At 64.2% G+C, this 10,960-nt stretch carries 13 protein-coding genes; 8 read left to right on the forward strand and 5 right to left on the reverse strand.

Going from position 1 to position 10,960, the window contains the following annotated elements; all coding sequences use genetic code 11:
* The 7 genes from VKM35_RS07625 to VKM35_RS07655 form a co-directional block, all read left to right on the forward strand.
* A partial coding sequence (locus VKM35_RS07625; RefSeq protein ID WP_324320027.1) for a JAB domain-containing protein occupies positions 1–299 on the forward strand: 299 nt, incomplete at its 5' end.
* A gap of 84 nt (positions 300–383) precedes the next feature.
* Positions 384–1,409, forward strand: coding sequence for a hypothetical protein (locus tag VKM35_RS07630; protein ID WP_324320029.1), 1,026 nt, complete (start codon positions 384–386; stop codon positions 1,407–1,409).
* Positions 1,410–1,649: 240 nt separating this feature from the next.
* Positions 1,650–3,413, forward strand: coding sequence for an arginine--tRNA ligase (gene argS, locus VKM35_RS07635; RefSeq protein WP_324320031.1), 1,764 nt, complete (start codon positions 1,650–1,652; stop codon positions 3,411–3,413).
* Positions 3,413–4,081 carry an SPOR domain-containing protein gene (locus tag VKM35_RS07640; RefSeq protein ID WP_324320033.1) on the forward strand — a complete coding sequence of 223 codons (669 nt, stop codon included), beginning with the start codon at positions 3,413–3,415 and terminating at the stop codon, positions 4,079–4,081. Before argS ends, VKM35_RS07640 begins: the two co-directional genes overlap by 1 nt.
* Positions 4,082–4,241: 160 nt before the next feature.
* The gene (locus tag VKM35_RS07645; RefSeq protein WP_324320035.1) at positions 4,242–4,616 is read left to right on the forward strand and encodes an STAS/SEC14 domain-containing protein; all 375 of its coding nucleotides are present in this window, start codon (positions 4,242–4,244) and stop codon (positions 4,614–4,616) included.
* A 77-nt stretch (positions 4,617–4,693) separates the two neighbouring features.
* Positions 4,694–5,134 (forward strand): thioesterase family protein, encoded by a 441-nt coding sequence (locus VKM35_RS07650; RefSeq protein WP_324320037.1) that lies wholly within the window; start codon positions 4,694–4,696, stop codon positions 5,132–5,134.
* 53 nt (positions 5,135–5,187) lie between these two features.
* Positions 5,188–5,670, forward strand: a complete 483-nt coding sequence (locus VKM35_RS07655; protein WP_324320039.1) for a hypothetical protein — start codon at positions 5,188–5,190, stop codon at positions 5,668–5,670.
* Between the two features lie 49 nt (positions 5,671–5,719).
* Here the strand turns inward: VKM35_RS07655 and VKM35_RS07660 are convergent, their stop codons facing one another.
* Together VKM35_RS07660 and speA are read right to left on the reverse strand one after the other, a co-directional pair.
* Positions 5,720–6,574 (reverse strand): NAD(P)-dependent oxidoreductase, encoded by an 855-nt coding sequence (locus VKM35_RS07660; RefSeq protein ID WP_324320041.1) that lies wholly within the window; start codon positions 6,572–6,574, stop codon positions 5,720–5,722.
* A gap of 128 nt (positions 6,575–6,702) precedes the next feature.
* Positions 6,703–8,595: an arginine decarboxylase gene (speA, locus tag VKM35_RS07665; protein ID WP_324320043.1), complete on the reverse strand. Its 1,893-nt coding sequence runs from the start codon at positions 8,593–8,595 to the stop codon at positions 6,703–6,705.
* A gap of 147 nt (positions 8,596–8,742) precedes the next feature.
* On the opposite strand from speA, the gene speE reads away from it, so the two are divergent.
* Positions 8,743–9,603, forward strand: a complete 861-nt coding sequence (gene speE / locus VKM35_RS07670; RefSeq protein WP_324320045.1) for a polyamine aminopropyltransferase — start codon at positions 8,743–8,745, stop codon at positions 9,601–9,603.
* Positions 9,604–9,773: 170 nt separating this feature from the next.
* On the opposite strand, the gene VKM35_RS07675 is transcribed toward speE, so the two are convergent.
* The 3 genes from VKM35_RS07675 to VKM35_RS07685 form a co-directional block, all read right to left on the reverse strand.
* The gene (locus tag VKM35_RS07675; protein WP_324320047.1) at positions 9,774–10,265 is read right to left on the reverse strand and encodes a hypothetical protein; all 492 of its coding nucleotides are present in this window, start codon (positions 10,263–10,265) and stop codon (positions 9,774–9,776) included.
* 58 nt (positions 10,266–10,323) lie between these two features.
* A complete protein-coding gene (locus tag VKM35_RS07680; protein WP_324320049.1) occupies positions 10,324–10,650 on the reverse strand; it encodes a LysM peptidoglycan-binding domain-containing protein in 327 nt (108 codons plus the stop codon).
* Between the two features lie 167 nt (positions 10,651–10,817).
* A partial coding sequence (locus tag VKM35_RS07685; protein ID WP_324320051.1) for a P-II family nitrogen regulator occupies positions 10,818–10,960 on the reverse strand: 143 nt, incomplete at its 5' end.

The raw sequence follows: 10,960 nt of genomic DNA on the forward strand, positions 1-10,960 counted from the left end.
CCTGCCTGTTCCTCGACACCCGGCACCGCGTGATCGCCTATGAGGAATTGTTTCGCGGCACGCTCGACGGCGCCGAAGTACATCCGCGCGAGGTCGCTCGCCGCTGCCTGGCGCTCAATGCCGCGGCGGTGATTTTCGGCCACAACCATCCCAGCGGCAGCCTCGAGGCCAGCGCCGCCGACCGCGCCGTCACTGCGCGACTCAAGCAGGCATTGGCCCTGGTCGATGTCCGCGTGCTCGATCACTTCATCGTAGGCGACGGCGCCCCGGCCTCGATGGCGCAGTCGGGCCTGCTGTAGCAAGCGCGGCAGCTGCTGGCCTGCGGCTGCCGGCTGGCCGTCACTGCGTATACTGGTTCGGCAGGCAGCGACCGGACGGATGACGTGATCCTCGGCTACGACAGACTCTATTCGCCCGACGACATCGAACGCGCCCTGCCCGATGCCGCCTCTGCACGTGCGCTGATCACCGCCAAGCGCCCCGCGCTGCTGACCCACATGAGCCGCATGGCCGAACGCATCGGCGCCGAGCCGCGTGCGCTCGCCGTCACCTTGCTGGCGACGGCCCGGCTGGGTCTGCGCCATGGCGGTTTCGGCGACGATTTCCACGCGTACCACAACGAAGGTCATGTGCTGGAGCTCGGCGAGCGCCGCCTCGGCCGCGTGCTCGACACACTCGCCGATACCGCTCCGCGCGGCGACGATGCCGCAGCACTGCTGATGTTCGCGGCCTGTCACGACCTGCGCCAGCGCGAGACAGTCGATGTGCCCGGGCCGGTCGGCGGCAATGAAGCCGCCAGCGTTGCCGAGACCTTTCGCATTCTCGATGCCTGCGGTTTCGATCGCGAAACGGACCGAGGTCATTACGTCGCGCTGGAGCTGATGGTCGCCGGCAGCACCTTCGATGCCCGTCCGGTGCACCTCGACGATCCGCGCACCGACGAACTCGCGTCGGTCGCCGGCGGTGCGTTGGCGCGCGGCCTCGCGCTGTGGCTGGACGGCGAACATCTGCATTGGCGCGAAGACCCCGACGCGCGCCGCGGCGAACGCCTGGGTCGGCTGGCCGCCGATCTCGACACCGCCAATGTCGGCGAAGACTTTGTGCAGCTGTGCGAAACCGCACTGCGTCTGTGTCGCGAGCGGGAAATGCGTGCTGGCCGGGCGCTGGACGACCCCGCCTCCGGCCCGCCCAGCCTCGCCTTCCTCGGTCCGGGCCAGCAGCACTATTTCTTCGAGCTGCATCGCTTCTGTTCGCGCGAAGGCGAACGCGTGTTCGGCGAAAGCAAAACGCACAACGGCCCGTTGGTGAAGGCGGCGAGCGCGGCGATGCTGGCGCGTTTTGCCAAGGCGCCGCCCGCCGATGGCAATGCCGCGTTGGCCGCCTTCTCGGAACTGACCGGCGCGCGTTGACGCACTGCCGTTTCCGGCCGGCAAGTTCCGGGCAAAAAAAAGCGCCGATCCGCCGGGAGGGCCCGATGATCGACGCTTGCCCCGATCCGGCCTAACGGTGCCGGTCGTTCCTAAAGTCTCTTTTCCGGACGCAAGAGTGCCTGCGCCGGGTTACGGCGGGATGACAGCCCCGTCCCCGACCCGGTCGGCCCGGGCCTGCCGCGTTACAATGCCCGGCTCATCTCAACGAAGCGTCCTTACGTGAAAGAACATCTGCGCGAACTGGTGGCCCAGGCCCTGCTCGATCTGCGCCGGCACGGCCGCCTGCCCCAGGACCTGCCGACCCCGGATTTCGTCATCGAACGGACCAAATCCCGCGAACACGGCGACTACGCCACCAATATCGCCCTGCTGCTGGCCAAGTCGGCCGGGATGAAGCCGCGCGAGCTGGCCGAGGCCATGGTCGCCACCTTCGGCGAATCGCAGCATGTGTCGCGCGTCGAGATCGCCGGCCCGGGCTTCATTAACTTCACCATTTCCACGCCCTGTCGCCTGGCGACCATCCGCCGCGTGTTTGAACTGGGCGCCGAATATGGCCGCCAGGTCGGCGAATCGCGCGAGTCGGTCACCGTCGAATTCGTTTCCGCCAATCCCAACGGCCCACTGCATGTCGGCCACGGCCGCGGTGCCGCTTATGGCGCGTCGGTGGCCAACCTGCTTGAAGCTGCCGGACACAAGGTGCAGCGCGAGTACTACGTCAACGACGCCGGCCGGCAGATGGACATCCTCGCGGTGTCGGTGTGGCTGCGCTACCACGAGCTCGGCGGCGTCAACGTGCGTTTCCCCGACAACGGCTACAAGGGCGATTACGTCATCGACATCGCCCGCGGCCTGCGTGGCAAGGAAGGCGACCGCCTGCGCCACAGCGCGATCGAGATCACCGACGGCCTGCCCGCCGACGAAAGCCAGAGCGGCGACAAGGAATTGCATGTCGATGCGCTGATCGCCCGCGCCAAGCAGCTGCTTGGCGATGCCGACTACCGCGTGGTGTTCAATGCCGGCCTGGAATGGTGCCTGGCCGACATCCGCAACGATCTCGCTGGCTTCGGCGTGATCCACGACAACTTCTTCTCGGAACGCTCGCTCGCCACCGACGGCTACGTGCAGCGCGCGATCGCCACGCTGCGCGCGAACGGCCACCTGTACGAAGACGGCGGCGCGACCTGGTTCCGCGCCACCAGCTTCGGCGACGACAAGGACCGCGTGGTCGTGCGCGAGAACGGCGTCAGCACGTATTTCGCTTCCGATCTCGGTTACCTGCTGTCGAAATTCGAACGCGGCTTCGAACGCGCGCTGTACATCCTCGGCGCTGACCACCACGGCTACATCGCGCGTCTGAAAGCCGCTGCACAGGGCTTGGGCCTCGATGCCGGCAAGATCGAAGTGCAGCTGGTGCAGTTCGCGATTCTGTTCCGCGGCGCCGAACGCGTGCAGATGTCCACGCGCGCCGGCAGCTTCGTCACGCTGCGCGAATTGCGCGAGGAAGTCGGCACCGATGCCGCACGCTTCTTCTATGTGATGCGCAGCAACGACCAACACCTGGATTTCGACCTGGAGCTGGCCAAGAGCCATTCCAACGACAACCCGGTGTATTACATCCAGTACGCGCATGCGCGCATCGCCAGCCTGTTCCGCCAGCTCAAGGAAAAGCAGCTGTCGTACAACGACAGCGCCGCGCTGTGCGCACGCAAGCGCCTGACCGAATTGCCGGAAGACGAGTTGATCGTCGAGCTGATGCGCTACCCGGAAGTGATCGAAGCCGCCGCCGCCAGTCGCGGCCCGCAGATCATCGCCAACTACCTGCGCGAACTCGCCGCTTCTTTCCACGCGTTCTACAACACGCAACCGATCCTGACCGCCGAAGAAGAACTGCGGCACGCGCGCCTGGGCCTGTGCAAGGCGACGCAGCAGGTGCTCGCCAACGGTCTGGCCCTGCTCGGCGTATCCGCCCCGGAGACGATGTAATGGCTGCAAAACGTTCCAAGACCCAGGCCCGACGCAACGGCGGCAGCGGCACACCGGGATGGATGTGGTTGCTGATCGGTCTGTTGCTCGGCGCGCTGGTGTTCGGCTATTTTTTCTTCAAGGAAAAATGGCAGCACCCCGCTTCCGATCTGCCGCAGCCGAACCCGCAGGCGCAGGCGCCGACCACTGCCACCGGCAGCGAACCGGTCGTGCCCGACGCACCGGAAAAGCCCAAGCCCAAGTACGATTTCTATACGCTGCTGCCGGAAAAGGAAGTGGTGATCCCCGACGCCGAACTCGCCGAGCAGGCCCGCGCCGAAACCAAGGCCGCGAGTGTCGATGCGAACACGGCAACTCCGGCGACAACGGCAACTGCAACTGCAACGGTTCCGGTCGCGGGCACAAACGCGACCGCGACGACCGCCGGCGACAACGTGCGCTACCTGATCCAGGCCGGCGCGTTCCGTGGCAACGATGAAGCCGAAGCCCTGAAGGCACAGATCGCTTTGACCGGCGAAGTCGCGCGCGTCGAAGCCGCGCAGATCAACGGCAACACGGTGTACCGCGTGCGCATGGGCCCCTATCCCACCGCCAGCGGACTCGCCGCGGCCAAGCAGGCGCTGGCCAACCATGGCATCAACGGCGCGCAGGCGATCCGGGTGAAGTAACAAGCGGATTCGTTGCTCGAACGCACTACGGAAAAGCGGCCGCCCGGCCGCTTTTTCATTTTCGACGCAATAGCTTCGGCAACACCGCACTGGCGCATCGCGACGATCGGGACGATCATCGAGGTCCCCGCATCGTCCCCGGCAGCGGCCAGACATCCTCATGAGCTGGACCATCGACTTCCTGCCGAACGAGCAGATCCTGCGCGTTACCACGCACGGCACGATGGATCTCGCGCTGATCAAGCAGATGGCGCGGGAGGCCCTGGATGCGGGGCTCGCGCACCAGGCGCTGCGCTACCTCGTCGACCATCGCGACATGATTCCCGCCCTGTCGTCGGAAGACATCTTCGACCTGCCGAAAATCAACGCCGACATGGGCGTCGGCCGCACGATGCGCGTGGCGATCGTGTTCTCGCCGGACTCCCCGCGCGCGGAAGATTTCTTCTATTACGACGTGCGCAACCTGAGCAAGGGCAGCAGCAACATCCGTCAGTTCAGCGATCTGCAACAGGCGCTGGACTGGCTGCTGACCTGAGCGCGGCGGCTGCTTTTCCGCGGATCGCCTGCGCTATCCTGCCCCCGCGCAGGAAACGCGTGGAAGGGAGATTCGGGATGATCAAGCGCACGATGACCGCCGGCTGGGGCGACATGGATTTCAATGCGCACATGCGCAACACCGCCTATCTCGATAAGTCCGCAGACGCACGCATGCTGTTTTTCGCCGAGCACGGATTTTCCGCCACCGAATTCGCCCGCCTGCGCATCGGGCCGGTGGTGATGAAGGATGAGGTCGAGTACTTCCGGGAAGTGAGCCTGCTCGAGCAGATCGAAGTCGGCCTGGCACTCGCAGGCATGTCGGAAGATGGTTCGCGTTTTCGTCTGTGCAACGAATTCTTCCGCGCCGACGGCAAGCCCTGCGCGCGCGTGACCAGCACCGGCGGTTGGCTGGATCTCGCCGCGAGAAAACTGATCGTCCCACCCGACGCGTTGCTCGCGGCGATGCGACAGCTGCCATGCATGGCGGACTTCGCCGTACTTCCGTCCAGTGCCTGAGCTTCGCTTCTTCGCAACAACTTGGCAGCAACCGAGCCCATCAAGGAAGATCCGTGGACAATCCCTATCAGGCGCCCGCCGCACCGGTTCTCGACCTGCCGGGCAGTGCGTCGAAAAATTTCAAGCTTTTCAAGATTTCCGGCATCGCCTTGGCGACGTTTCTCGGCAGCCCGATTGCCGGCGGCATCTTGCTGGCGAAGAATTTCAGCCGGCTCGGCAAGCCTAGACAGGCGAAGATGGCGCTGATCTATTCGTCGCTTGCCGCCTTCGTGCTGCTGGCGATCGCCTTCCTGATTCCGGATCGCTGGCATGTGCCGAACTATCCGTTCCTACTGGTGCAACTGCTGACGATGCAGCAGGTGGCGAAGAATTATCAGGAAGCGGACATTCGCGAGCACGAAGCCCAGGCCGGCGCCATGGCTTCGAACTGGCTGGCGGCGGGCATCGGCCTGCTGACCTTCCTTGCGCTGATGTTGGCCATATTTGCGGTCATCGTGGCGGCGACTGCATTGGGCTGGGCGGGCACTCCGGACTGATCAAGTCCGCTGGCTCCGGCGCACGCTTCCCTCGAATCACTCGCGCGCGCTACCCACCGCGCTTCAGGCGGATCAGCGCCGACGTGTCTTCCTCGCCAAAACCCCGTGCCATCAGCTCGCCGTAATCGGCCAGCGATTGCTCGATCACAGTGGCGCGGATGCCGGCCTGCGCAGCCATTTCGCGGACGATCTTCAGGTCCTTGTGCAGCAATGCGGACTTGAAGCCGGGCGTGAAATTGTTCGCGAGCATGGTCGCGCCGCGCTTGTCGAGAAACCAGTTGCCGGCGGCGCCCGCTGCCAATGTCGGCACCAGCAACTCCGCGGCGAGCCCGAGCTTTTCGCCCAGCGCCAGACCTTCGCACACCGCCTGCGCGATGCCGGCGACCAGCACCTGATTCACCGCCTTCGTCGCCTGACCCGCGCCAGACGGACCCATGTGGGTGATGCGCAGCGCATACGCTTCGAGCGCAGGGCGCGCTTTCTCGAGATCGGAGACTTCACCGCCGACCATGATCGACAGCTTGCCGTTGCGCGCACCTTCGACGCCGCCAGATACCGGAGCATCGAGAAAACCGATCCCGTGCTCTTGCAGCAGTGCCTGCGCCTGCTGCGCAGTGGTAGATGAAACCGTCGAGTGATCGACGACCACGCTGCCGGCGCGCAACACACCGGCGAGTGCGCGAACGTTTTCCAGCACGTCGGCATCGGCGGACACGCAGAGCATCACCACGTCGCAGCCGGAAAAATCGCCAGCGCCCGCAGCGGCTTTCAACGTCAACGCATCCGCGAAAATCTGTGCGCGCGCCTGCGTGCGATTGCCGACTACCGCAAGCACTCCGCGTGCATGCAGATGACCTGCCATCGAATGGCCCATGGCACCGAGACCGATAAATCCGACGTGCATGGCTGTCCTTGTGGAGTATTAGAAAAGCAAAGATCCCGCAGGCTTTTGTAGGAGCGACGCAAGTCGCGATTTCTCCAAAATACGATGCCGATCGGAGAAATCGCGACTTGCGTCGCTCTTACAGATCGTTATTCGTGCGGGGTTTCGTGCAGGTAGGTGTAACCGGTGAGGCCAGCCTCCAGCGCCGCGAGCATCGCCGACGACTCGTCCGCCGGCAGTTTCGCGGCATCGACGCGGTCGCGGTACGCCTTGCGCAGATCCGCCAATGCGTAGCCGACGTAGTCGAGCATCACGTCGGTGGTGTCGCCCTTGCGCTGGCGCAGCAACGTGTAACTGCCGTCGGCGCTCATGCGCACGTTGGCGGTATCGGTGTCGCCGAACAAGTTGTGGATGTCGCCCAACGTTTCCTGGTACGCGCCGACCAGGAAGATGCCGAGGCGATAGCTTTCACCGCGCTTGAGGCTGTGCATCGGCAAGGCGCTGTCCAGCGTTTCCGCCGCAACATAGGTGTCGATGCGGCCGTCGGAATCGCAGGTAAGGTCGGCGATCACGCCGCGACGGTCGGGCTGCTCGTCCAGACGCGCGATCGGCACAATCGGGAACACCTGGTCGATCGCCCAGACGTCGGGAATCGATTCGAACACCGAGAAATTGACAAAATACTTGTCGACCAGGCGCTCGTTCAATTCATCGAGCACGTCGCGATGACTCTTTTCTTCACCGGTCAGGCGCGCACGCACGCCGTGCGCTATCGCGTAGAACAGGTCGTCGAGCTGCGCACGCTGGGCGAGGCTCAGCTGCCCAAGCGCGTACAGCGCATGGCCTTCCGACAACGCGTGCTGGGCTTCGAGATACAACTCTAGCGCCGGGCGCTGATCGAGATCGGCATGGGTGTCGCGCAGATGGCGCAGCACGGCGGGCTCGCCGGCTTGCGGCGACGGCACCGCACCCTGCGGCGCCTGCTCGACTTCGGAAACGTTGACCACCATCACCGCATGGTGCGCCGTCATCGCACGACCGGCCTCGGTGATCATCATCGGTGGCGGCAGCGAGAATTCCGTGCAGGCTTCCGCCAGCGGCTGCACCAGCGTGTGCGCGAACTGGTCGAGACCATAGTTGATCGAGCAGTAGCCGCGCGAACGCGTGCCTTCGTAATCCACGCCCAGGCCGCCGCCGGAATCCATGTAGCGAATGGTGCAGCCGAGCTTGGACATCTCGACGAAATAACGCACCGCCTCGCGCATGCCGTTGGCGATGTCGCGCACGTTCGATATCTGCGAGCCCATATGGAAATGCAGCAACTGCAGTGCATCGAGCATGTCGGCGGCGCGCAGCTTCTCGACGAGGTCGAGCACTTGTCGCGGCGACAGACCGAACTTCGCCTTGTCGCCACCACTGTTCTGCCATTTTCCGGCGCCGAGCGTCGCCAGGCGCATGCGCACGCCGAGGCCAGGCTTGACGCCGAGCGCACGCGCTTCCTCGATGATGATCGCGAGCTCGGAAGGTTTCTCGACGACGATGAAAGTCTGCAGGCCGAGCTTGCGCGCGATCAATGCCAGGCGAATGAACTCACGATCCTTGTAGCCGTTGCAGACCACGATCGAACCGGGCTTGGCGAGACCGAGCACGGCCATAAGCTCGGGCTTCGAACCCGCTTCCAAACCGAAGCCATCGCCGCCCTGCACGGCCAGTTCGCCGGCGACGCCGTGATGCTGGTTGACCTTGATCGGATACACGGCGGTGTAGCCACCGGTGTAATCGAGTTCGGCCATCGCCTTGTTGAAAGCGGCCTGCATCTTGCGCAGGCGATCGCCGAGGATGTCGGAGAAGCGCAGCAGCAACGGCAGCTTCAGGCCGGCATCGGTAGCCTGCGCGAGGATCTCGGGCAGCGCCAGCACCGGACCACCGGCGCCATGCGGCAGCGCGCACATGCGGCCCTGGGCGTCGACATCGAAATAGCCATCCGACCAATACGGAATCGAATAGGTGTGGCGGGCACGGTCGAGCGACCAAGCGGACATCGGCGGCATTCCTGGCGGTGAAAGGAGCGGGGCATTGTACCGTCGCGCCCGCGCCCTGTATCCGCTCGCTCGGAGGGGCTGCGGGCCACTTGCGCGCAAGGCGCTTGATACAATCCCGGCCCACCTTCAGACGCCCCAGGAACTCCGATGTCTTCCAGCCCGTCGCCTTGGCTTTACGAAAACTTCGAGCACACCGGCTCGGCCTTCGGCCTGCGCATCACCCGCAAGCTCGACGAAGTGCAGTCGCCCTTCCAGAAGATCGAGATCTACGAGAGCACCGACTGGGGCAACGTGATGCTGATCGACGGCGCGATGATGGTGACCACGCGCGACAATTTTTTCTATCACGAGATGATGGCGCATGCGCCGCTGTTCACGCATCCGGCGCCGAAAAACGTGGTGATCATCGGTGGCGGCGACTGCGGAACGCTGCGCGAAGTGCTCAAGCACGCCGGCGTCGTCACCGCCGTGCAATGCGATATCGATGAGCAGGTGACGGTGATGGCGGAGAAGTATTTCCCGGAACTGTGCGAGTCCAACAAGGATCCGCGCGCGACGGTGATGTTCGACGACGGCATCGCCTACATGGCCAACGCCGCGCCGGAAAGCATCGACGTGATCATCGTCGACTCCACCGATCCGGTCGGTCCGGCCGAAGGCCTGTTCAACCGCGCGTTCTACGAAAGCTGCCTCAAGGCCCTGCGCCCGGATGGCCTGCTGGTGCAGCAGAGCGAAAGCCCGCTGGCACTTATGCACTTGATCCAGGACATGCGCGGCGCGATGCGCGACGCCGGCTTCAAGACCTTCCGCACGCTGCCTTTTCCGCAGCCTTGCTATCCGACCGGCTACTGGAGCGGCACCATCGCCAGCAAGACCGCACGCGACCTCACCGATTTCCGCGCAGCCGACGCCGCCGCGAAAACCTTCCGCACCACGTATTACAACGCCGCGATCCATCGCGCCGCGCTGGCGATGCCGGAGTTCATGCAGGCGGCCTTGAACGACTGAGGCGCTTCGTTGTAGGAGCGGCGCAAGCCGCGACTCGATCAGGCTGCATCGCGGATCGGAGAAATCGCGGCTTACGCCGCTCCTACAAGCCGCTCCTACAAGATGAGCATGGCGAAATGAAAAAGGGCGCGGATTTCTCCGCGCCCTTTCTTGTTTCCGGATGACAAGGCTTACTTGACCTCGAAATCCTTGCTCTGCACGACCGCATCGTTGAGCGAGACGTCCACCTTGTACTTGCCGACCGGCCAGCCCGACGGCTTGGCGATCTGGAAGTCGGTGACGCCAGCGCCGGAGAACGCGATTTCCTTGCTCTCCTCGTTGATGGTCTGGCCATCCTGGAACGTCCACTTCGCGGTCAGCTTGCCCGAGACCGTGCCGGCCGGGTCGCTGGTGACGGTGGAGACCGCCGCGAAGATGGTGTCCTTCTTGCCGAAGGCCGTGCCGGGCGTGGTCACTTTCATGTCGGCGCCGACGGCGTTGCCGAGATCGACGGAAGTGACCGAAGCGGTCACGGCAACCGGTGCCGGCGGTGGCGGCGGTGCAACCGGCGTGACCGGTGCGGGCGGCGTTGCCACGGCCTCTTCATGCTTCTTGCAACCGGCCAGGGCCAGCGTGGTGATCAGTGCAGCGGCGACAACAAGATGCAGGCGACTACGATTCATGGGTTTCTCCTGAAATTCGGGATACGGGAAAGCGGCATCGCGGGCCGGGCCGGAAGGCCTAGCCTTCGCCTGCGGGAATCTTCAACACCTGACCCGGTTTGATCTTGTCGGGGTCGTTGAGCTGATCGCGGTTCGCTTCGAAAATCGCCGGCCACTTGCTGGCCTTGCCATAGAAATGCTTGGCGATATGCGAGAGCGTGTCGCCGCTCACCACCGTATAGCTCTGTTCACCACCGCCGCCACCGCCACCATCGCTGATGATCTGCTCGGTGGACGTGACCTTGGCCTGGACATCGCTGAAGTCGGCCTTTTCCTGGATCTGTTCGGTACTCGTGACGCTGCCTTTCACATCGGAGAAATCAGGTTTCTGGGGGGGCGTGCTCATGGCGGGTCTCCCGGACGATAAGGGTCCGGTGCCAACCATAGACCAAAACCGATGGCCGAAAAATTAAGTTTTTGATAAGGAAGATCGGCCAGTCAGGAACGGGTATGACCGCGATTGCCTGGTGCGATGCGGCATGGGCATCGCGATCATGCCCGCTCTTGCGTCTGCTACAGCGCGTCCCCATCGAGCTCACCGGTGCGGATGCGCATCACGCGTTCGAGTTCGTAGACGAAGATCTTGCCGTCGCCGATCTTGCCTGTATTGGCCGCGGACTGGATCGCCTCGACGACGCGGTCGAGCTGGTCGCTGG

It is taken from the genome of Arenimonas sp., from assembly GCF_035312645.1.
Taxonomy (GTDB): domain Bacteria; phylum Pseudomonadota; class Gammaproteobacteria; order Xanthomonadales; family Xanthomonadaceae; genus Arenimonas.